We start from the raw sequence: 24,080 nt of genomic DNA on the forward strand, positions 1-24,080 counted from the left end.
GTCAGGGCCCGACTTCTTCGTCCAGGATGGCGAACAGCTCGCTTTCGGTCGCGGTGTCGAGGCTGTCGTCGAAAAGCTCACCGGGATCCAGCTCAGGGACCGGGGCGCTCGAGGCGGCCAGCAGCGTTTCGATCCGGGCGGTCAGCCGTGCTTTCTCGTCGGGGCTCCAGCCCGGTTGGTCGATCAGCGCCTGCAGTTCGCGCGCGACGTCGTTGAAACGGGCCATGCGGTCGGGCCGGTCGTCGACGGGTGTTTCGGCCAGTTGGGCGTCGAGGTGCTCGGCCAGTGCGGACGGTGTCGGGTGGTCGAAGATGACGGTGGGCGACATCGTGAGCCCGGTCGCCGTCTTGAGGCGGTTGCGCAGTTCCACCGCCGTCAGCGAGTCGAACCCGAGGTCCTGAAAAGCGCTGTCGGCGTTGACGTCCGCGGTGGCGTGGCCGAGGACGGTGGCGGCGTTGCCGCACACCACGTCGACGAGCTCGCGGTGCCGCTGTTCCGCGGTGAGCCCGTGCAGTCGCGCACGCAACTCCGATGTCGAGGCCGCCGTCGTGGCGGCATCGGCGATGACGCGCCGCGAGCGGCGGGTGGCCAGCCCGCGCAGGATCGGCGGCAGCATCGCGCCGTCACCCATCGCCGCGGTGTCCAGCCGCGCGGCCACCAGCACCGGGCGGTCGGCCGCCAGCGCGTCATCGAGGAGCTGCATCGCCTGCCGGCTGGACAACGGTGCCAGCCCGGATCGGCTCATGCGGGCCCGGTCCTTGTCCCCGAGGTGGCGCGTCATGGCGCTGGCTTCTTCCCAGAGCCCCCACGCCACCGACAATCCGGCCAATCCCTGCGCGCGCCGGTAGGACGCGAGCCCGTCGAGGAAGCTGTTGGCCGCCGCGTAGTTACCCTGGCCGGGCGCCCCGACGATGCCCGCCATGGACGAAAACATCACGAACGCGGGCACGTTCAGGTCCTTGGTGAGCTCGTGCAGGTTCCAGGCCCCGGCGACCTTCGCCCGCAGCACCGTGTCCAGCCGGTCGGGGGTCAGCGAGGCGATCAGCCCGTCGTCGAGGACGCCCGCGGCGTGGAAGACGCCCCGCAGCGGACGATCCGAGGGCACCGCCGCCAGCAATCCCGCCACCGCGTCGCGGTCGCCGACGTCACAGGCCACCACCGACACCGATGCGCCGGCTTCCCGCAACTCCGCCGCGAGTTCGGCGGCGCCGTCGGCCCGCTCACCCCCGCGGCTCACCAGCATCAGGTGCGACACCCGATACCGCTCGACCAGGTGGCGGGCCAGGGCCGAACCGGCCATGCCGGTACCGCCGGTGATCAGCGCCGTACCCCCGGCCAGGCCGCCCGGGCCGTCGGGCAGGGTGAGCACCACCTTGCCGGTGTGGCGGGCCTGGCTGACAAAGCGGTAGGCCTCCGTGGCGTGCCGCACGTCGAAAGCCTTGACGGGCAACGGCGTCAGCGAGCCGGCGGCGAACAGGCTCACCAGTTCGGCCAGCATCGCCGCGATGCGGTCGGGTCCGGCCTCCATCAGGTCGAACGCCCGGTACGCCACGCCGGGATATTGCCCGGCGATGGCCGCCGGATCGCGAAGGTCGGTCTTGCCCATCTCGATGAAGCGCCCGCCCGGAACCAGCAACCGCAGGGACGCATCGGTGAAATCGCCGGCCAGCGAGTTGAGCACCACATGAACGCCGGCCCCGCCGGTGGCGGACCGGAACTTCTCCTCGAACTCGAGGGTGCGCGAGTCGCCGATGTGGTCGTCATCAAACCCCATGGCCCGCAGCGTGTCCCACTTACCGCGACTGGCGGTGGCGAAAACCTCCGCGCCCCAGTGCCGCGCCAACTGCACCGCGGCCATCCCGACCCCGCCCGCGGCGGCGTGGACAAGCACCCGCTCGCCGGCGCGCAGCCCCGCCAGATCCGACAACCCGTAGAGCGCGGTCAGGAACACCACCGGCATCCCCGCCGCCTCGGCCAGCGACCACTCCGGCGGCACCCGCACCACCAGGCGCTCGTCCACCACCGCTTCGGAGCCCGCCAGCCCGAAGATCCCCGTCACGGCGTCGCCGACGGCCAACGCGGTCACGCCCTGACCCACCTCGGTGACCACCCCGGCGCCCTCCGCGCCCAACTCGGCGGCGCCGGGGTACATTCCCAACGCCACCAACACATCCCGGAAGTTCACCCCGACCGCGGCCACCGACACCCGCACGTGTCCGGGCGCCACCTCCGCCCGCGGCTCGGGCCGCGCCACCAGGTCTTCCAGCGTGCCCGCGTCGCCGGCCGCCAACCGCCACTCCCCCGGCGGCAGGGCCAAGGTCGAGCCGGCGTCAGCCGGCACCAACCGCGCCGCATACACCTCGCCCGCGCGCACGACCACCTGCGGTTCGCCACCGGCGATCACGGCGTCGACGTCGACCGACCCGTCCGAATCCACCAGCACCGCCCGGCCCGGGTGCTCGGCCTGCGCCGAACGGACCAACCCCCACACCGCAGCGGCCGCGGGATCCGTGACGTCCTCGTCGCCGAACGCCACCGCCCCGCGGGTCAGCACGACCAGCACGCCCGGCCCGTCACCGCCCAGCCAGGACTGCAACACCCCCAACGCCTCGCGCGTGGCCGCGTACACCGAACCCGGCAGGCCGGCGCCGTTCTGCGAGCCCGGCTCCCACACCACAGTGGCCTCGCCGATGCCGTTGGGCTGCAACGGCACCGGTGACCAGGCCGGCTGGAACAGGCCCCCGCCGCCGGTACGGGCCGCGCCCGCCGACAGCTGCTCGGCCGACACCGGACGAAGCACCAGCTCCCGCACCGACAACACCGGTAAGCCAGCCGGATCGGCCAGCTCCACCGCCACCGCGCCCGCGCCCACCGGGGCCAACCGCACCCGCAGCCGCGACGCCCCGGCCGCGTGCAAGCACACGCCCTGCCAGGAGAACGGCAAGGCGGCCCGGGCGTGTGGGTCGCCGATGCCCAGCGCATGCAGCGCCGCATCCAGCAGCACCGGATGTATCCCGTAGCCGGCGACCGTGACACCGGCGGGCACCGCGACTTCGGCGTAGATCTCCCGGTCGCGCCGCCACATCGCTCGCAGGCCGCGGAAGGCCGGGCCGTACTCGTAGCCCAGCTCGGCCAACCGCTCGTAGCCCCCGGTCACGTCGACGGTCGTCGCCCCTACCGGCGGCCACACCGACAGATCGGCGACCGGCTCCGCCGGGCCAGCGCTCAACTCGCCCTCAGCGTGCAGCAGCCAGCCCGAATTCGGTTGAGCGCCGGCCGAATACACCGATACCGCCCGGCGCCCCGCTGCTCCGGCGGCACCCACCACCACCTGCACGCGTGCCGCGCCGGCCGTCGGCAGCACCAGCGGCGCCGACAACGTCAACTCCTCGATCACCGAACAGCCGACCTCGTCGCCGGCGCGCAGCACCAGCTCGACGAAGCCGGCACCGGGAAACAGCACCATGCCGGCCACCGCGTGGTCGGTCAGCCACGGCTGGGCGGCGGTCGACAGCCGGCCCGTCAGCACTACCCCTCCCGAATCGGGCCGCTCCACCACCGCACCCAACAAGCCGTGTTCCGCCCCGGCCAGCCCCGAGGTGCTCACGTCGGTCGACCCGACCAGCTCGGCCGGCAGCCAAAACCGGCGCCGCTGGAAGGCGTACGTGGGCAACGCGACCCGCCGGGCGCCGAGGCCGTCATACGCCGCGGCCCAGTCGATGCCGACGCCGATGACGTAGAGGCCGCCGGCGGCGTGCAGTGCGGAATCGATTTCAGGGCGGTCTTTGGCGATCGTGATCACCGACGCCGCCGGTTCGGCGGTCAGCGACGCAGGCAGCGATGCCGTCAGGGCCGCGCCGGGACCCACCTCCACGAAAACCGTCGCGCCCAGCGACTCGGCCGACCGCACCCCGTCGACGAACCGCACCGGCTCGCGCACATGCGCCAGCCAGTACGCCGCCGACCCATACCCCGGGCCGGCCAGCTGCCCGGTCAGGTTGGACACCAACGCGATCCGCGGCGCACCGGCCGAGATACCGTCCAGCGCCGAGGCGAAGTCGTCGATCATCGGATCCATCAGCGGTGAGTGAAACGCGTGCGACACCGCCAGCCGGTGCACGCGACGACCCCGCTCCGCGAGCTGGTCCACCACCGCGTCGACCGCGGCCCGTTCACCCGAAACCACCACCGATTCAGGGCCGTTCAGCGCCGCAATGCTCACGCCCCCGGTCAGCAGCGGAGCCACTTCGGACTCGGTGGCGGCGACGGCCACCATCACCCCGCCGGCGGGCAACCGCGCCATCAACCGGCCCCGCGCCGCCACCACGCTCGCCGCGTCGGCCAGCGACAAAACCCCGGCCACGTGCGCCGCGGCCAGCTCGCCCACCGAATGGCCCATCACCACGTCGGGCACCACACCCCAGGACCGCCACAAGGCCGCCAGCGCGACCTCGAGGGCGAACAGGGCGGGCTGCGCAAACTCGGTGCTTTCCAACAACTCCGGGTCGGTGCCCCAGATCACCTGGCGCAGCGGCAACCGCAAGTGACCGTCCAGTGCTTCGGCGGCCTCGTCGAAGGCGCGGGCGAATTCCGGGAAGCGCCCGTACAGCGCCGCGCCCATCCCCAACCGCTGCGAACCCTGGCCGGGGAACATGAACGCGGTCTTGCCCACCGACCGCGCGCTGCCCACCACCGTCGCGGCGCCCGGACGCCCGGACGCCAGACCCGCCAACTCCTCCATCAGGGCCCCGCGGTCGCTGCCGACCAGCACCGCCCGGTGCTCGAATGCGGACCGCGTGGTCGCCAGCGACCAGCCGACGTCGACGACGTCCAGGCCCGGGTCCGCGTCCACGTGCGCCGCGAGCCGCGCCGCCTGATCGGCCAGCGCCCGCTCCGAACGGGCCGACACCACCCAGGGGATGACGGGATCGGCGGTGTCGCGTTGCGGCGCCGCGCTTTCCGGCGTGGTGGGCGGCTCCTCGATGATCACGTGCGCGTTGGTCCCGCTGATCCCGAACGACGACACCCCGGCCCGCCGCGGCGCATTCGTTGCCGGCTCGGACTTCCAGGCCCGCGGCTCGGTGAGCACCGACACCGCGCCCGCGGACCAATCGACGTGCGGCGTCGGCACATCCACGTGCAGCGTCTGCGGCATCAGCTCGTGGCGCATCGCCTGCACCATCTTGATCACCCCGGCCACCCCGGCCGCGGCGGACGTGTGACCGATGTTGGACTTGATCGACCCCAGCCACAACGGCCGGTCCGCGGGCCGGTCCTGCCCGTAGGTTGCCAACAGCGCTTGCGCCTCGATGGGATCGCCCAACACGGTTCCGGTGCCGTGTCCCTCGACGACGTCCACGTCCGCCGCGGTCAGTCCGGCGTCGGCCAGCGCGGCGCGGATCACCCGCTGCTGTGACGGCCCGTTGGGGGCGGTCAGGCCGTTGGAGGCGCCGTCCTGGTTCACCGCGGATCCGGCCAGCACCGCCAGCACCGGATGGCCGAGCCGGCGCGCGGCGGCCAGCCGCTCGAGCACCAGCACCCCGGCGCCCTCCGACCACGACGTGCCGTCGGCGGCGCCGGCGTACACCTTGCACCGGCCGTCGGGGGCCAGCGCCCGCTGCCGACTGAACTCCACGAATGCGGCCGGTGTGGCCATGACCGTCACGCCGCCGGCCAGCGCGAGATCGCACTCCCCGCTGCGCAGCGAGTGCGCCGCCAGGTGCATGGCCACCAATGACGACGAGCACGCGGTATCCACGGACACCGCCGGCCCTTCCAGGCCCAAGACGTAGGACACCCGGCCCGATGCCACGCTCAGCGTGGAGCCGGTGAGCCCGTAGCCCTCCAGCTCGCCCTTGACCTCACCGCCGTAGCCGGCGTGGATGACCCCGGCGAACACCCCGGTTGGCGAGCCGCGCAACGACAACGGGTCGATCCCGGCCCGTTCCAACGCTTCCCACGACACCTCGAGCATGAGTCGTTGCTGCGGGTCCATCGCCAGCGCCTCGCTGGGACCGACGCCGAAGAATCCGGCGTCGAAGTCGCCGGCGTTCCGCAAGAAGCTGCCCTGGCGCGTGTACATCTTGCCCGGCGCGTCGGGGTCCGGGTCGTACAGCGCGTCGACCTCCCAGCCGCGGTCGGCGGGAAAATCGGACACCGCGTCGCGGCCTTCGGCGACCAGCTGCCACAAGGCTTCCGGCGAATCCACCCCGCCGGCGTAGCGGCACGCCATGCCGACCACGGCCACCGGCTCGGACAGCTTGCCCTCGAGCTCGGCGATCCGTCGCCGCGCCCGCCGCAGGTCCGCGGTCAGGCGCTTGAGGTAATCGACGTGCTTTTCGGTGCTCGGCGTCGTCATCGCTGGGTCATTCCTGGTTCAGTCGCGGCCGAGTTCTTCGTCGAGGATCGCGAAGAGTTCGCTTTCGTCGGCGGCGTGGAGATCGTCGTCAAGGTGTTCGGGGTCGGGGCCGTCGGTAGGTGTCAGGGTGGCGAGCAGGTGCTGGATGCGGGCGCTCAGCTGCAGCTTGTCGTCGGGCTTGCAGTCGGGTGAGCCCAGCAGGGCCTGCAATTCGCGGACGATGTCGTCGAAGCGGGACACCAGGGCGGGCCCGTCCGCGGTGCCGGCCAGTTCCGCGCCGAGGTGGTCGGCAAGGATCGCAGGCGTGGGGTAGTCGAAGATCAGGGTGGGCGAGAGCGTAAGGCCGGCCGCCGCTTTGAGGCGGTTGCGCAGCTCTACCGCGGTCAGGGAGTCGAACCCGAGTTCCTGGAACGCGCGGTCGGCGGCGATGTCGGCGCCGCTGGGCAGCCCCAGCACGGTCGCGGCGTTGGCGCGGACCAGGTCGACCAATTCGCGCCGGCGCGCCTCGGGGCTCAACCCGTGCAGGCGCGCCTTGAGGCCCGTCGTCGACGGGGTGTGATCGGTGTCCGTGACGACGCGGCGCGTGGGGCGGGCCGCCAACGCCCGCAACAAGGGCGGCAGCCCGGCGGCGTTGTCGGACAAGGCCATTCGATCCACCCGCACCGCCACCACCACGGGGCGGTCGACCAGCATGGCGGTATCGAAGGACTCCAGCGCCTGCTGGGTGGACAGGGCCGCCAACCCGATGCGGCTCATCCGGGCCTTGTCCCGCTCGCCGAGGTGGGCCGTCATCGCCGAGGCCTGTTCCCACAGCCCCCACGCCACCGACAAGCCCGGAAGCCCGCCCGCGCGTCGATGCGCGACCAGGCCGTCCAGGAAGCTGTTGGCCGCCGCGTAATTGGCCTGTCCAGGGGTGCCGACGATCCCGGCCATCGACGAAAACACCACGAACGCCGACAGATTCAGGTCTTTGGTGAGCTCGTGCAGATTCCAGACGCCGTCGACCTTCGCCCGCAACACCGCATCGACCCGGTCGGCGGTCAACGAGGAGATCAACCCGTCGTCGAGCACCCCGGCGGCGTGGACGACCGCGCGCAACGGGTAGTCCGCGGGTAGCTGCGCGAGCATCCCCGCCACGGCTTCGCGATCGGCCACGTCGCAGGCCACCACGGACACCCGGGCCCCCGCGTCCTCCAATCGGCCCACCAGCTCGGCCGCCCCGGGGGCGTCCGCGCCGGCGCGGCTGACCAGCACAACCCGGGCCACCCCGTAGCGCTCGACGAGGTGGCGGGCCAGCGCCGAGCCGGCCATGCCGGTGCCGCCCGTGATCAGGACGCTGCCCCCGGCCAGCCCCCCGCCGGATCCGCTGAGGACGCCGGCGGGCCCGTCGGGAATCGTGAGCGCGACCTTGCCGATGTGGCGGGCGGAGCTGACGAACCGGTAGGCCGCCGCGGCGCAGCGAACGTCAAACGTCTTGAGCGGCAGCGGGCGTACCGCACCGTCCCGCAGCAGCCGCAGCACCTCGGCCAGCATCGCCGCGGTGCGCTCGGGCCCGGCCTCCATCAGGTCGAACGCCCGGTACGCCGCGCCGGGGTATTGCCCGGCGATGGCCGCCGGGTCGCGAAGGTCGGTCTTGCCCATCTCGATGAAGCGCCCGCCTGGGGCCAACAACCGCAGCGACGCATCGGTGAACTCGCCTGCCAGCGAGTTGAGCACCACGTCGAAGCCCCGGCCCCCGGTGGCGGCCCGGAACTTCTCCTCGAACTCCAGGGTGCGCGAGTCGCCGATGTGGTCGTCGTCGAAGCCCATGGCGCGCAACGTTTCCCACTTGCCGCGGCTGGCGGTGGCGAAGACCTCCGCACCCCAATGCCGCGCGAGCTGCACCGCGGCCATCCCCACCCCGCCGGTGGCGGTGTGCACCAGCACCCGCTCACCGGTGCGCAGCCCCGCCAGCACCGACAGCCCGTACAGCGCGGTCAGGAACACCACCGGCACCCCCGCCGCCTCGACGAGCGGCAGATCGGGGGGCACCGGCACCACCAGGCGTTCGTCCACCACCGCTTCGGAACCGACCACCCCCAGCAGCCCCATGACCGAGTCGCCGACGGCAACCCCGGTCACGCCCGGGCCCACTCCGGTGACCACCCCGGCGCCCTCCGCGCCCAGCTGACCGCCGCCGGGATACATGCCCAACGCCACCAACACATCGCGGAAGTTCACGCCGACCGCGGCGACGGCCACCCGCACCTGCCCGGGCGCCAACTCCACCCGCGGGAGCGGATTCAGCACAAGGTCCTCCAGCGTGCCCGCGCCCCCGGCGTCCAGCCGCCAACCCCGGGACGGCAGCTCGAGCACCGATGCCGCCGCCACCGGCGCCAGCCGCGCCGCATGGACCACACCGCCGCGAATCACCAATTGCGGCTCGCCGCAACCGATCGCCGCCGCCACCTCCACCGAGCCGTCGGAATCCACCAGGACCACCCGGCCGGGGTGCTCGGCTTGGGCCGACCGCACCAATCCCCACACCGCCGCACCGGCCAGATCGGAAACCTCTTCGCCGGCGAGGGCAACGGCCCCGCGGGTGAGGACCACCAACACCGCGGACCCCTCGCCGGCCAACCAGGACTGCAACACTCCCAGCACCTCGATGGCGGCCGCATGGACCGAGCCCACCACGTCCGGGCCGGTGGCGGCCAGTTCCCAGACCGCGACGTGGTCACCAGTCTGGTTGGCGCCCAAGCTGATCGGCGACCACACCACCTCCAGCAACCCCTCGGCCGGAGCCGCTGCGGCCGACAGCTGCTGGCGCGACACCGGCCTCATCACCAGCGACCGCACCGACATCACCGGCAACCCCGTCGCGTCGGCAAGCTCCACCGACACCGCGTCCGCGCCGGCCGGCGCGATGCGGACCCGCGCCCGGGCGGCGCCCGCGGCGTGCAGCGACACACCCTGCCACGAGAAGGGCAACACCGTCTGCGCCTGGTCGCCCCCGGCCACGAGCGCGTGTAGCGCGGCGTCCAGCAACACCGGGTGCATCCCGAAGCCGCCGGCCTGAGCGCCGGCGTCCTGCGGAACGTCGACCTCGGCGAAGAGCTCCTCGCCCCGCCGCCAGATGGCCCGCAGGCCCTGAAACGCCGGACCGTACTGGTAGCCCCGGCCCGCCAGCCGCTCGTACGCGCCGGCGACGTCCACCGAAGTCGCGCCGACGGGCGGCCACACCGACAGGTCCGCGCCCGGCGTCACCGGCCGTTCGCTCAGCAGGCCCTGCGCGTGCAGCACCCATTCCGAATCCGCTTGGGCGGCACGCGAGTACACCGACACCTCGCGGTGCGCGGAGTCTCCGGCATCGTCGACCACCACCTGCACCTGCACGGCCCCGTCCGCGGGCAACACCAACGGGGCCGACAGCGTCAGCTCCTCGATCGTCCCGCAGCCGACCTCGTCGCCCGCCCGGATGGCCAGCTCGACGAACCCGGCGCCCGGGAACAACACGGTGCCGGCCACCGCGTGACCCGCCAGCCACGGCTGGGCGGCCACCGACAACCGGCCCGTCAGGACCACCCCACCGGAATCGGGGCGGTCCACCACGGCGCGCAGGAAACCGTGCTCGGCACTCTCCACGCCCAGGCTCGCCGCATCCCCGGAGCCCGTCGACCCGTCCGGGAGCCAAAATCGGCGCCGCACAAAGCCGTACGTCGGCAGGTCGACGCGGTGACCACCGGCCAGGGCCGACCCCCAATCCACGTGCACCCCGGCTACGTGCGCCTGCCCCACCGACAGCCAAAACCGTTGCAGGCCACCGTCGTCGCGGCCCAGGGAGGGAATGACGACCGCGTCGTCGGCCTGGCCCGCCAGCGTCTGCTCGATCCCGGCGATCAGAACCGGATGCGGGCTGGCTTCGATGAACACCCGGTGCCCGGCGTCGCAGGCGCGGCGCAGCGCTCGTTCGAATTGCACCGTCTGGCGGATGCTTCGGTACCAGTAGTCGGCATCCAACCCCGCGGTGTCCATGAGATCGCCGGTCGCGGTGGAGAAGAACGCGATCTCGGAAGGACGCGGCGCGATGCCGGTCAGCGCCTCGAGGAGCGGCTCGCGGATGGCGTCGACCTGAGCGGAGTGCGACGCGTAGTCGACGTCGATCTTGCGCGCCCGGATGTCCTCGGCCTCGCACCGCCGCATCAGCTCGGCCAAGGCGTCGACGTCGCCCGACACGGCGACCGCCGAAACGCCGTTGACCGCCGCGATATTCAGCCGGTCGCCCCACGCGGCCACCAACTCACCGGCCCGCGCCGGTCCGCACGCCAGCGACACCATGCCGCCCGCACCGGACAGGCGCACCAGCAGCCGGCTGCGCAGTGCCACCACCCGCGCGGCGTCTTCCAGCGACAGCGCGCCCGCCACGCAGGCCGCCGCGATCTCGCCCTGCGAGTGCCCGATCACCGCGTCGGGAACGACACCCATCGAGCGCCACAGCCCGGCCAGCGACACCATCACCGCCCACAGCGCCGGCTGCACCACGTCGACCCGATCGAGCCCCGGCGCGCCGGGCACGCCGCGGATCACGTCGAGCAACGACCACTCGACGTGCTCGGCGAGCGCCTTGTCGCAGCGGCGCAGCTGTTCGGCGAATACCGTTGAGGTGTCCAGTAATTCGGCCCCCATGCCGGCCCACTGCGAGCCCTGGCCGGGGAACACGAACACGGTCCTGCCCAGCGCCCGCGCCCGCCCGGCCACGACGCCCGAGCCCGGCTCACCGGCGGCCAGGCTCGCCAAACCCGCGGTCAACCCGTCGCGGTCGGCGCCCACCACCACCGCGCGATGCTCGAACAGCGACCGCGTCGAGACCAGCGACCATCCCACGTCCACCGGGCGCAGGGCCGGATGCGCTTCCACATGCGCGAGCAGCCGGGCGGCCTGGTTGGCCAACGCGTCGGCCGACCGCGCCGACAGCACCCACGGCGCCGCAGCGTCGTCGCCGGGGCACTCGGGATTCTCCGCCTCCAGCGGCGCCTGCTCCACGATGACGTGCGCGTTGGTGCCGCTGATCCCGAACGCCGACACCCCCGCGCGCCGCGGCCGGTCCTGCACCGGCCAGGGCCGCGGCTCGGTCAACAACGACACCGCTCCGGCCGACCAATCCACGTGCGGCGTCGGCTCGTCGACGTGCAACGTCTCGGGCATCACACCATGCCGCATGGCCTGGACCAGCTTGATCACCCCGGCCGCGCCCGCGGCCGCCGAGGTATGCCCCATGTTCGACTTGATCGAGCCCAGCCACAGCGGCCGGTCCGCCGGCCGGTCCTGACCGTAGGTCGCCAACAGCGCCTGGGCCTCGATGGGATCCCCCAGCGTGGTTCCGGTGCCGTGGCCCTCGACCAGGTCCACCTCCGCCGCGCCGAGCCGCGCATTGGCCAGCGCGGCCCGGATCACCCGCTGCTGAGACGGCCCGTTGGGCGTGGCCAACCCGTTGGAGGCGCCGTCCTGGTTCACCGCGGATCCACGCAGCACGGCCAGCACCGGATGGCCCAATCGCCGGGCATCGGCCAACCGCTCCAGCGCCAGCACACCCGCGCCCTCGGAGAACGCCGTGCCGTCGGCTGCGCCCGCGTACGCCTTGCACCGGCCGTCGGCGGACAGCGCTCGCTGCCTGCTGAACTCGATGAACATCGCCGGGGTTGCCATGACCGTCACACCGCCGGCCAGCGCCAGGTCGCACTCGCCGGAGCGCAGCGACTGCGACGCCAGGTGCATGGCCACCAACGACGACGAACACGCCGTGTCCACCGACACCGCCGGGCCCTCGAGGCCCAGCGCGTAGGCCACCCGGCCCGAGGCCACGCTCAGGGTGGAACCGCGCAGCCCGTACCTTTCCAGGTCTCCCGGCACCCGCCCCTGGCCGCCGTACGAACCGTGGAACACGCCGGCGAACACGCCGGTCGGCGAGCCCCGCAACGCGAGGGGATCAATCCCGGCCCGCTCCAACGCCTCCCAGGACACCTCCAACAGCAGCCGCTGCTGCGGATCCATCGCCAGTGCCTCGCTGGGAGCGATCCCGAAGAACGCGGCGTCGAAATCGGCCACGTCGGCCAGAAACCCGCCGGAGCGCGTGTAGGACTTGCCCGCCGCGTCGGGATCGGGGTCGAACAGGCCGCTGAGATCCCAGCCCCGGTCGGCCGGAAACTCCGACACCACGTCGCGGCCCTCGGCCACCATCTCCCACAGACCCTCGGGCGAATCCACGCCGCCCGGGTAGCGGCACGCCATTCCCACCACCGCGATCGGCTCGGTGGGCCCTTCCGCGATCTGGGCGAGGTACTGGCGGTTCTCCCGCTTCAGCCGCTCGTTTTCCTTCAGGGATTTCCGGAGCGCGGCGACGAGGTCGTCCTGGGTGCTGTTCATGCCACCCGGCCCCTCGGCCTACTCATCGGAACGGGTGCGAAGCGGCGCGACGATGCCCCCACTGTCATCGATCGCGCCTTGCCCAGCCCCCAGGAACCCCCAACCACACTTTCGCCGTCCCGCCGCCATCACATGCCCCAAGGCCGGATCGGGCCCCGAAGGCCGAGTCCTACGGTACGACGAAAAATCCACGAGCACGACGAATCAGTGCCACCGCAGCAGGACGAGTTCGGAACAGAATCCCGGACCCATCGCCAGCATCAGGCCCGGGCTGCCGCTGGGCGGTTTCTTGGCGATGGTGTCGCGCAGCACGTGCAGCACCGAGGCCGACGAGAGATTGCCGATCTCGCCCAGCGAGCGCCAGGTCAGCTCGAGCGCCTCCGGGGGCAGGCCGAGGCTTGCGTTGATCGCCTCGATCACCTTCGGACCGCCGGGATGGCTGACGAAGGCGCCGATGTCGGCGGTGGTCAGGCCGTGCGCGCCCAGAAACGTGCCGACGTCGTCGGCGATGTACTGCTCGACCACCGCGGCCACGTCCTTGGACAGCACCAGCTCGAAACCGGCGCCGCCGACGTCGTAGCCCATCGTGCGCAGCGAGTCCGGGTAGAGGTGGCTGCGGGAATCGACGATGTCGGGGCCGCCGGCGCCGATCAGATCGGCGCGGCGCTCTCCGACGGCGACCACCGCCCCGGCCCCGTCGGCAAACAGCGCGCTGCCGACCAGCCCGGCCAGCGACGGCTTGTACCCGGGATAGGTCATCGAGCACAGCTCGACCGAGACCAACGCCGCGACGCCGTCCACGGCGCCCCGCAGGTAGTCGTGCAGGCGGGCCACGCCCGCCGCACCGGCCACGCAGCCCAGGCCGAACAGCGGCACGCGCCGCACGTCGTCACGCAGCCCGAGCCGCCCGGCGATGCGGGCGTCCAGCGACGGGACGGCGATCCCGGTCACCGTCGTCGTGATGAGCACGTCGAGATCCTGCGGCCGCAGGCCCGCCTCGCCGAGGGCGCCTTCGAGCGCCTCACAACCGAGGTCGACGGCCTTGTCGATGAAGATCCGGTTTGCCCGGCCGAAGTCGGTCAGCGCGGGATACTGCTCCAAAGGCAGGACCAGGTGGCGGGCGTTGACCTTGGCGCTGGCGTGCAGCTGCCGGACGATGTCCTCGTAATCCTCGAAACCGGGAATGCGGAGGAAGAAATCGGTGAGCTCACGTTGGGAATAGCGGTGCGGCGGCAGCGCACCGAAGACGCCGGCGATGACGCTCATTGGTCCCATCCCTTGGTGACGACGACACAGGCCGAGTGGTTCAACTCGATCCCATAAGTCCGGAAGTTTAGCGTTTTCAGAACCACCGGGCACATGCCCAGGTCGCTCACCTGGCGACTCCCAGCCGGTCCCCGAGCTCCGCGCACCTGGCCAGGACGGCCTCCAGCTGCTCGGCGACGCGGACCGGCGCGGTGCCGCCCCTGGCGTCGCGCGAGGACACCGAGCCCTCGATCGTCAGCACCTGGCGAACCTGGGGCGTCAGGTCGGGACTGATGGCGGCCAGCTCGTCGTCGGTCAGCTCGTCGAGCCCGACACCGCGGTTCTCGGCGACCCGCACGGCCGCGCCGGCGGCCTCGTGCGCGGACCGGAAGGGGACACCCCGGCGCACCAGCCACTCCGCGATGTCGGTGGCCAGCGTGTAGCCGGCGGGGGCCAGCGCCGCCATCCGCTCGACATCGAAGGTCAGGCTGGCCACCAGCCCGGCCATCGCCGGCAGCAGCAGCTCCAGCTGGGCCACCGCGTCGAAGACCGGCTCCTTGTCCTCCTGCAGGTCGCGGTTGTAGGCCAGCGGCTGCGCCTTGAGCGTCGCCAGCAGCCCGGCCAGGTCGCCGATCAGCCGCCCGGCCTTGCCGCGGGCGAGCTCGGCGATGTCGGGATTCTTCTTCTGCGGCATGATCGAGCTGCCCGTCGACCAGGCGTCGTGCAGGGTGACGTAGCCGAATTCCGTCGAGCTCCACAGGATGATGTCCTCGGCCAGGCGGGACAGGTCGACGCCGATCATGGCGAACACGAACGCGGCCTCCGCGGCGAAATCGCGCGCGGCGGTCGCGTCGACGGAGTTCTCGGCGGCGGCGGCGAAACCCAGCTGTTCGGCGATGGCGTCGGGGTCCAGGCCCAGCGAGGAACCCGCGAGCGCCCCCGACCCGTAGGGGCTCACCGCCGCGCGCTTGTCGAAGTCGACGATCCGGTCCACGTCGCGCAGCAACGGATGGGCGTGCGCGAGCAGGTGCTGGGCGAGCAGGATCGGCTGCGCGGACTGCAGGTGGGTCTTGCCCGGCATGATGGCCGCCGGGTGCGCGGCGGCCTGGCCGGCCAGCGCGGCCACCACGTCGAGCGCCCCCTTGGCCACGCGGCGCACCGCGTCGCGCAGCCACATCCGGAACAGCGTGGCCACCTGGTCGTTGCGCGACCGCCCGGCCCGCAGCCGGCCGCCCAGGTCGGGCCCGACCCGGTCGATCAGCCCGCGCTCCAGCGCCGCGTGCACGTCCTCGTCGGTGGCCAGCGGCGCGAAGCTGCCGTCGGCGACGTCCGCGGCGAGGCTGTCCAGCCCGGCCAGCAGCCCGTCACGCTGCTCCTCGTTCAGCAGCCCCGCGCGGAACAGGATCACGGTGTGCGCCCGCGAGGCGACGAGGTCGTACGGCGCCAGCACCCAGTCGAAGTGCGTGGATCTGCTCAGCGCCGCCAGCGCGGCCGACGGCCCCTCGGCGAACCGCCCGCCCCACAGCGAACCCTCGCGGGTGCTCATCTTCGTCCAGCGGTGTTCGCCGGGCCATGCCCGGCCACCAGACGCAAAAGCCCCTTCTTGCCCGGCGTGTCGGGGGCTTTTGTGTCTGGTGGCGTAAGAAAGGTAAGCGTCACTGCTGATCCCGGCGAGCCGCGATCTTCGACGACAGCCCGTGCACGTACACGAAGCCCTTGGCCGCCGACTGGTCGAAGCTGTCGCCCTCGTCGTAGGTGGCCAGGTTGAAGTCGTACAGGGATTCGGCGCTGCGCCGACCGTTGACGGCAATGTGCCCGCCGTGCAACACCATCCGGATCTCGCCGGAGACATGCTCCTGGGTCTTCGCGACGAAGCTTTCCAGCGCGACCTTCAGCGGCGAGTACCACAGCCCGTCATAGACCAGCTCCGCCCAGCGCTGGTCGGTGTGCCGCTTGAACCGGCCCAGCTCGCGCTCCAGGGTGACGTGCTCGAGCTCGGTGTGGGCGGTGACGAGCACCATCGCCCCCGGCGCTTCGTAGATCTCGCGGCTCTTGATGCCCACCAGCCGGTCCTCGACGACATCGAGCCGCCCCACGCCCTGGGCGCCGGCGCGGCGGTTGAGCTCCTCGATCGCCTGCAGCATCGACACCGGTTTCCCGTCGATGGACACCGGCACGCCGCGCTCGAACCCGACGATCACCTCGTCGGGCGGGCTCCAGTTCAGGGTGGGGTCTTCGGTATAGGAGTAGACGTCCTTGGTGGGGGCGTTCCAAAGGTGTTCCAGGAAGCCGGTTTCCACCGCCCGGCCCCACACGTTCTGGTCGATCGAGAACGGTGAGCGCTTGGTGACGTTGATCGGGATGGCGTTCTCCTCGGCGAACGCGATCGCCTTCTCCCGCGTCCACGCGTAGTCGCGGACCGGCGCCAGCACCTCCAGATCGGGTGCCAGCGACGCGAAGCCGACCTCGAACCGGACCTGGTCGTTGCCCTTGCCGGTGCAGCCGTGCGCGACCGTGCTGCCGCCGTGCTCGCGGGCCGCCGCGACCAGATGTTTGACGATCAGCGGCCGGCTGATCGCCGACACCAGCGGATAGCGGTCCATGTAGAGCGCGTTGTTGAGCACCGTCGGCAGGCAGTAGCCCTCGGCGAACTCGTCTCGGGCGTCGACGACGACGGCCTCCACGGCGCCGCAGTCCAGGGCCCGCTGGCGCACCACCTCCATGTCCTCGCCGCCCTGACCGAGGTCGATCGCGACCGCGACCACCTCCCGGCCGGTCTCCTTGCCGATCCAGCTGATCGCCACCGAGGTGTCCAGGCCCCCGGAATACGCCAGGATCACGCGCTCTGACATAGATCTCCTTAGTTACTTCAGGCGTTCCAGGGAGCTGGCAAGTTCGGAGCCGGTCATCGGCTCCCGCGCCGCCACGAACACGGTGTCGTCGCCGGCGATGGTGCCGACGACGTACGGTAACGCCGCGCGATCGATCGCGCTGGCCAAATAGTTGGCGCCGCCGGGGGGTGTGCGCAGCACCGCGAGGTTGGCGCTGGCGTCGACGGACACCAGCAACTCGCTCAGCAGCCGGGACAACCGCGCGGTGCCCCCGGACACCCCGCGCACCGGGCTGCCGTCCTCGGGAACGATGTAGACCCCGACGCCGCCGTCGGCGCCGCGCAGCTTCACCGCGCCCAGCTCCTCCAGATCGCGCGACAGCGTGGCCTGGGTGACCTCGATCCCCTCGCCGGCCAGCCGCGCGGCCAGCTCGCTTTGGCTGCTGATCGACTCCGACGACAGGATCGCGACGATGCGGTCCTGGCGGCCGGCCCGGGTCGTTTCGGCGGTGGCCTTCGAGCGGGTCATCGGGACCGCTCCAGCAGCCACACCAGCAGCGCCTTCTGGGCGTGCAGGCGGTTTTCGGCCTCGTCCCACACCGCGCTGGCCGGGCCGTCCATCACCTCGTCGGTGATCTCCTCGCCGCGGTGAGCCGGAAGGCAGTGCAGCACAACGGCTTCCGGGTCGGCCAGCCCCACGAGTCGCTCGTTGACCTGAAACGGCCGGAACGGCCCCACCCGGTCCAGGCCGTCGTCCTCCTGGCCCATCGACGTCCAGGTGTCGGTGACGACGACGTCGGCGCCCTTGGCGGCGGCGTCGGCGTCGGCGGTCACCGTGACCGACCCGGCGGTCGCGTCGGCGCGCCGCCGGGCGGCGGCCAGCAGCGCCGGGTCGGGCGCGAAGCCGTCGGGCGCGGCGACGGTGACGTGGATGCCCGCGGTGACCCCGCCGAGGATCAGCGAGTGCGCCATGTTGTTGGCGCCGTCGCCGAAGTAGGACAGCCGCAAGCCCTTCAGCGACCCCTTTCGTTCGGCGATGGTCTGCAGGTCGGCCAGCACCTGGCAGGGGTGGAAGTCGTCGGAGAGCGCGTTGACCACGGGCACGCTCGCGGTCGCGGCCATCGCCTCGAGCCGGTCCTGCCCGAACGTGCGCCAGACGATGGCCTCGACGAAGCGGGACAGCACCCGCGCGGTGTCGCCCAGCGTCTCGTCGCGCCCCATCTGGGTGCTGCGGGCGTCGACGACGACGGCGTGCCCGCCGAGCTGGGCGATGCCCACCTCGAACGAGAACCGGGTGCGGGTGGAGTTCTTGTCGAAGATCACCGCGACGCCGCGCGGCCCCTCGAGCGGTCGACGGCCGAACGGATCCTTCTTGAGCTCGGCGGCGAGCTGCAGGATTTCGGCCTGCTCGTCGGGCGATACGTCGTCGTCGCGCAGGAAATGCCGAATCATGCTGTGGCCCCTGCGGTGTCGAGGATGCCCGGCAGCGCTTCGAGGAAGCCGTCGACCTGGGCCTCGGTGATGATCAACGGTGGCGCCAGCCGGACGACGTCCGGCGCGGCGGCGTTGACCAGGAATCCGGCGTCCCGTGCGGCCGCCTCGGCGTCCTTGGCCCGCGGCGCCGAAAGCACAATGCCCCACAGCAATCCGCGGCCGCGCACGTGATCGATCAGCGGGTGGCCCAGCGTTTCGATGCCGTGGCGCACCGACTTGCCCAGCACCTCGGCGTGCCGCACCAGATCGTCGGCGGCGATCACCCGCAACACCGCCAGCGCGGCGGCGGTGCAGATCGGGTTGCCGCCGAAGGTGCTGCCGTGCAGGCCGGGGGTCAGCAGCTCGGCGGCCGGCCCGACGGCCAGGCACGCCCCGATGGGCAGCCCGCCGCCCAGCCCCTTGGCCATGGTCACCACGTCCGGGGTGATGCCGTCGTGCTGGTGGGCGAAAAACGCTCCGGTGCGGCCCATTCCGGTCTGCACCTCGTCGAGCACCAGCAGGGCGCCATGGCGCGCGGTGATGTCCCGCGCGGCGGCAAGGTAACCCTCGGGCGGGACGACGACGCCGCTCTCCCCCATGATCGGCTCGAGGAACACCGCGGCGGTGGCGTCGTCGACCGCGGCGGCCAGCGCGTCGACGTCGCCGTAGGGCACATGGGTGACGTAACCCGGCAGCGGCTCGAATGGCGCCTGCTTGCTCGGCTGGCCCGTCAGCGCCAGCGAGCCCATCGTGCGGCCGTGGAAACCTTCCTGCGCGGCAACCAGTTTCGTGCGACCGGTCAGCCGCGACAGCTTGAACGCGACCTCGTTGGCCTCGGTGCCGGAGTTGCAGAAGAACACCCGCGCGGGTGCGTCCGCGCCAAGCAGCGCCACCAGCTCCTCGGCCAGCGCGACGCCCGGCTCCGTCGCATACAGGTTGGAGGTGTGGCCCAGCGTCGCCATCTGGTGCGTGACGGCCTCGATGACGGCCGGGTGCCGATGGCCGAGGACGTTGACCGCGATGCCGCCCAGCAGGTCCACGTAGGTCTTGCCGTCGACGTCGGTGACCACCGCGCCGTCCCCGCTGGCCAAGGCCAGCGGAGGGGTGCCGTAGTTGTTCATCATCACGGCTTCCCAGCGCCTGCGCAGGGCATCCGTGGCCGTCATGCGCTCACCACCTTGGTTCCCGTGCCGGCATCCGTGAAAAGCTCGACCAACACACAGTGTTCGACCCTCCCGTCGATGATGTGGGCGCTCGGAACGCCCGCGGTGACCACCCGCAGGCACGCCTCGACCTTGGGGATCATGCCCGCTTCCAGCGTGGGCAGCAGTTGCGCCAGTGTGGCGGTGTCGATCTCGCTGACCAGGGAATCGCGGTCCGGCCAGCTGGTGTACAGGCCCTCGACGTCGGTGAGCATCAGCAGCTTTTCGGCTCCCAGCGCTTCGGCCAGCGCCGCCGCGGCGGTGTCGGCGTTGATGTTGTGCACCACACCCTCGGCGTCGGGCGCGAGCGTCGACACCACCGGAATGCGCCGCGCCGCAATGAGATCCAGCACCGCCGCGGTGTTGACCTTGTCGACGTCGCCGACCAGGCCGATGTCGGTGGCCACGCCGTCGACGGTGACGCTTCGCCGCACGGCGGTGAACAGTTGCGCGTCCTCGCCGGTGATGCCGACGGCGTAGGGTCCGTGCGCGTTGATCAGGTTGACCAGTTCGCGGCCGACCTGCCCGAACAGCACCATCCGCGCCACGTCGAGCACCTCGGGTGTGGTGACGCGGAAGCCGCCTTTGAAATCGCCCTCGATGCCGAGCCGGCGCAGCATGGCGGTGATCTGCGGCCCGCCGCCGTGCACGACGACGGGGTGGATGCCGCAGTTGCGCAGGAACGCCATGTCGGCCGCGAAAGCGCGCCGCAGCGTGTCGTTCGTCATGGCGTTGCCGCCGTACTTGATGACGACGATCTTGCCGTGCAACTGCTTGAGCCAGGGCAGGGCCTCGGCCAGCACCTGCGCTTTGACTCCGGTGGGCAGCGCGTCAACGCGAACGGTCATGAGCTGTAGGCCGAATTCTCTTCGACGTAGCCGTGCGAGAGGTCGGTGGTGCGGACGGCGGCGGACGCGTCGCCGACGCCGAGGTCGACGGTGATGTCGATGTCGGCCGCGGAAAGGTCGACCTGCCGCGCGCCGGGCGCCCCGACCCCGTCGATGCAGACCGCGGAACCGTTGAACGACACCCGGATTCGGTCCGGCTCGAGGGTTACCGGTGCCATGCCCACGGCCGCGAGCACCCGGCCCCAGTTGGGATCGGAGCCGAACACCGCCGTCTTGACCAGGCTGTTGCGAGCGATCGCCCGCGCCGCCGTCAGCGCGTCGTCCTCGGAGGCGGCCCCGGTGACGGTGACGGTGACGCGCTTGGTGACGCCCTCGGCGTCGGCCTGCAGCTGGACGCACAGGTCGTCGCAGACCCGCAGCACCGCCGCGTCGAGATCGGCCTGCGACGGGGTGATCTCGCTGGCGCCCGATGCCAGCAGCAGCACGGTGTCGTTGGTCGAGCAGCAGCCGTCGATGTCGAGCCGGTCGAAGGTGTGCGCGGTGGCGTTGCGCAGCGCCCGGTCGAGCGCCGCCGGCTCGACGGCCGCGTCGGTGGTGAGCACGCACAACATGGTGGCCAGCGAGGGGGCGATCATGCCCGCGCCTTTGGCCATCCCGCCGAGCGTCCAGTTGTCGGGGTGATGCAACGCAACCTGTTTGGGCACGGTGTCGGTGGTCATGATGGCCTGGGCGGCCTCGTCCCCTCCCGACAGCCCGCCCGCCATCTCGCGCACGATCTCACGCACCCCGGCGAGCACCTTGTCCATCGGCAGCCGGTCCCCTATCAGCCCGGTCGAGCAGACCGCGACCTCGATGGCACCCGTGTCGGTCCCCCAGTCCGACAGCGCGGCGGCGACGGCCTCCGCGGTGGCGTGGGTGTCCTGGAAGCCGCCGGGGCCGGTGCAGGCGTTGGCGCCGCCCGAGTTCAGGATCACCGCGCGCAGTTGCCCGGTGGTCAGCACCTGCTGTGTCCACAGGACCGGGGCGGCCTTCACCTTGTTGCGGGTGAAGGCCCCGGCCGCCGCGTAGTCGGGTCCTTCGTTGAACACCAACGCCAGGTCCGGCTTTCCGGATGTCTTGATGCCGGCGGCGATGCCGGCTGCCCGGAACCCGGCCGGGGCGGTCACGCCCTGTTCGCGCAGCAACCGCGCCTCCGTCGTCCCGGTCATGGCGCGACCCCGACCACCGAAAGCCCTTGGGCCTCAGGCCAACCCAGCGCAAGGTTCATGGACTGCACCGCGGCGCCGCCCGTGCCCTTGACCAGGTTGTCGATCGCGACGATCGCCACGAACGTCTCGGCGGCCTCGTCCAGCGCGACGGCGACGTGCGCCGCGTTGCTGCCGATCACCGCCCCGGTGCGCGGCAGCTGCCCCTCGGGCATCAGGTAGACGAAAGGCTCGGCGCCATAAGCCTTTTCGTAGGCCGCCCGCAGTTGTGACAGCGGCGCCCGGGTGCGCGCGGTGCAGGTGGCCAGGATGCCCCGGGATGTCGGGATCAGCACCGGGGTGAACGACACCGTGACGTCGCGCTCGGTGACGGCGCCCAGGCCCTGCGCGATCTCCGGGGTGTGCCGGTGCGCACCGGCGATGTTGTAGGCCCGGGCCGAGCCGATGACCTCCGAGCCGAGCAGGTCGGCCTTGGCCGCGCGGCCGGCCCCGGAGGTGCCGCTGACGGCGACGACCGTGACGGCCGGCTCGATGAGGTCCCCGGCCATCGCGGGCGACAGCCCCAGCAGCGCCGCCGTCGGATAGCAGCCCGGGACCGCGATGCGCCGGGCGCCACGCAGTCGCTCGCGCGCGCCAGGGAGCTCCGGCAGCCCGTACGGCCAGCTGCCGGCGTGTGTCGATCCGTAGAACCGCTCCCAGGCGGCGGCGTCCGTGAGCCGGAAGTCGGCCCCGCAGTCGATGATCAGTGTTTCGGCGCCGAGCTGTTCGGCCAGTGCCGCCGAATGCCCGTGCGGCAGGGCCAGGAACACCACGTCATGGCTCGCGAGCACGGCCGGATCGGTGGGCTCGATCGTGCGCTGGGCCAACGGGATCAGGTGCGGGTGGTGCTCCCCGAGCGTGCTGCCGGCGCTGGCCGCGGCGGTCAGCGCCCCGATGGTCAGCCGGCCGTCGGCGCCGGCGGGATGCCCGAGCAGCAGCCGAAGGATCTCCCCGCCCGCGTAGCCGGTGGCACCGGCAACCGCGACCCTCAATACGTCGGCCATTTCGACGATTGTGCATGGTTATGCAACAGTTTGCAAATCCATTCCACCGATGGCCGGGCGGCGTGCGCCCAGGAGATCGTGTCGGGCAAAGGCTCCGCTTCGGAAAAGCGCGGGCCTACACGAGTCTCCTGGGCGCCACCGGGCTAGGCGGCGATCCCGATGCCCAAGCTGGCATCCACGGCGGCCTGCAGCGAGAGCTCGAGGTCGGTCAGCGCCGTGTTCAGCGACACGACGAGCGAGCCGCCCGTCTGCTCCAGCGTGGTGGCTGCGCCCGAGAGGCCGGTCGCCAGGGCCGTGCCGAGCCCGAGCACGCCGGGAGCCCCGACGCCCAGGGTCGCCGCGAAACCACCGAAGAGCGCGCCACCGATCTGGGCTGCGGTGTTCTCCCAGATATTCGCCAACGCGTTACCTGTGCCGGCCAACCCGGACAAGCCCGTCGCCAGGCTCCCGCCCAGGGTTTCACCCGCGTGTATGAGGCCTCCGAGGCCGCCGGTGAGGCCGCCCGCGAGGGATCCGGTGGCCTGCACCAGGCCGTTCAGCGCAGCGCCGAGGTTAGCCGACAGCGCCGCGTTGATGGACAGTCCCAAGTTGGGCAGCGACAGCGTCGAGAGCGCGGCAGCCAAGTTGGCGGCCAGGCTCTCGCCGGTCTGGATCGCCGCGTTCAGGCCCGCTGCGAGGTTGCCGGCGAAGTTGGCCGCCAGCGCCTCGCCGGTCTGGATAAACGCGTTGAGGTTGGTGCCCAGGTTCAGGCCTCCCGACAACATGACGTTCAGCGACGCACCCAACCCATTCAGCGACGCGCTGATCGAGCCACCGATCCCGTTCAGCGCCGCACTCAAACCCAGACCAAGCGCACCCAGGTTAGGCAGCGTGAACGGAGGCAGGGCCGGGAAGGTGAAAGGCGGCAGCGTCAACGCCCCCGACAGCGCCGCGTTGAGCGCCGCGTTGATGTCCGCACCGATGTTGGGCAGCGTGATCGACGGCAGCCCCGGCAACGGCGGCAACGTGAAACTCGGCAACCCCGGCAGCGACAGGTTGATCGGCGGCAACCCCGGCAACGTCAGATTCAGCGCCGCGTTCAGCGCCGCGTTGATGTCCGCACCGATGTTGGGCAGCGTGATCGACGGCAGCCCCGGCAACGGCGGCAACGTGAAACTCGGCAACCCCGGCAACGACAGGTTGATCGGCGGCAACCCCGGCAACGTCAGATTCAGCGCCGCGTTCAGCGCCGCGTTGATGTCCGCACCGATGTTGGGCAGCGTGATCGACGGCAGCCCCGGCAACGGCGGCAACGTGAAACTCGGCAACCCCGGCAACGACAGGTTGATCGGCGGCAACCCCGGCAACGTCAGATTCAGCGCCGCGTTCAGCGCCGCGTTGATGTCCGCACCGATGTTGGGCAGCGTGATCGACGGCAGCCCCGGCAACGGCGGCAACGTGAAACTCGGCAACCCCGGCAGCGACAGGTTGATCA

At 71.8% G+C, this 24,080-nt stretch carries 12 protein-coding genes; all 12 read right to left on the bottom strand.

Annotation, left to right across the window (positions count from 1 at the left end; genetic code table 11):
* Position 1: 1 nt before the first annotated feature.
* Positions 2-6,358, bottom strand: coding sequence for a type I polyketide synthase (locus A5705_RS16470; protein WP_068278622.1), 6,357 nt, complete (start codon positions 6,356-6,358; stop codon positions 2-4).
* Between the two features lie 18 nt (positions 6,359-6,376).
* Entirely contained in the window at positions 6,377-12,760 is a 6,384-nt protein-coding gene (locus tag A5705_RS16475; RefSeq protein WP_068278624.1) for a type I polyketide synthase, read from the bottom strand.
* 204 nt (positions 12,761-12,964) lie between these two features.
* Positions 12,965-14,026: a type III polyketide synthase gene (locus tag A5705_RS16480; RefSeq protein WP_067878634.1), complete on the bottom strand. Its 1,062-nt coding sequence runs from the start codon at positions 14,024-14,026 to the stop codon at positions 12,965-12,967.
* Positions 14,027-14,132: 106 nt separating this feature from the next.
* Entirely contained in the window at positions 14,133-15,551 is a 1,419-nt protein-coding gene (gene argH, locus A5705_RS16485; RefSeq protein ID WP_067878631.1) for an argininosuccinate lyase, read from the bottom strand.
* A 109-nt stretch (positions 15,552-15,660) separates the two neighbouring features.
* The gene (locus tag A5705_RS16490) at positions 15,661-16,857 is read right to left on the bottom strand and encodes an argininosuccinate synthase (RefSeq protein WP_067878629.1); all 1,197 of its coding nucleotides are present in this window, start codon (positions 16,855-16,857) and stop codon (positions 15,661-15,663) included.
* 12 nt (positions 16,858-16,869) lie between these two features.
* Positions 16,870-17,364: an arginine repressor gene (locus tag A5705_RS16495; RefSeq protein WP_067878627.1), complete on the bottom strand. Its 495-nt coding sequence runs from the start codon at positions 17,362-17,364 to the stop codon at positions 16,870-16,872.
* A complete protein-coding gene (gene argF / locus A5705_RS16500) occupies positions 17,361-18,287 on the bottom strand; it encodes an ornithine carbamoyltransferase (protein WP_067878623.1) in 927 nt (308 codons plus the stop codon). The genes A5705_RS16495 and argF overlap by 4 nt, the downstream gene beginning before the upstream one ends.
* Positions 18,284-19,474: an acetylornithine transaminase gene (locus tag A5705_RS16505; RefSeq protein WP_068278626.1), complete on the bottom strand. Its 1,191-nt coding sequence runs from the start codon at positions 19,472-19,474 to the stop codon at positions 18,284-18,286. Before A5705_RS16505 ends, argF begins: the two co-directional genes overlap by 4 nt.
* Positions 19,471-20,358, bottom strand: coding sequence for an acetylglutamate kinase (gene argB, locus A5705_RS16510; protein WP_067878617.1), 888 nt, complete (start codon positions 20,356-20,358; stop codon positions 19,471-19,473). The genes A5705_RS16505 and argB overlap by 4 nt, the downstream gene beginning before the upstream one ends.
* Entirely contained in the window at positions 20,355-21,566 is a 1,212-nt protein-coding gene (gene argJ, locus A5705_RS16515) for a bifunctional glutamate N-acetyltransferase/amino-acid acetyltransferase ArgJ (RefSeq protein WP_068278628.1), read from the bottom strand. The genes argB and argJ overlap by 4 nt, the downstream gene beginning before the upstream one ends.
* A complete protein-coding gene (argC, locus tag A5705_RS16520) occupies positions 21,563-22,606 on the bottom strand; it encodes an N-acetyl-gamma-glutamyl-phosphate reductase (RefSeq protein WP_068278630.1) in 1,044 nt (347 codons plus the stop codon). Before argC ends, argJ begins: the two co-directional genes overlap by 4 nt.
* Positions 22,607-22,749: 143 nt before the next feature.
* A partial coding sequence (locus A5705_RS28180) for a hypothetical protein (RefSeq protein WP_197521287.1) occupies positions 22,750-24,080 on the bottom strand: 1,331 nt, incomplete at its 5' end.

The sequence above is a fragment of the Mycobacterium sp. E787 genome, assembly GCF_001668725.1.
In the GTDB taxonomy this organism is placed as follows: domain Bacteria; phylum Actinomycetota; class Actinomycetes; order Mycobacteriales; family Mycobacteriaceae; genus Mycobacterium.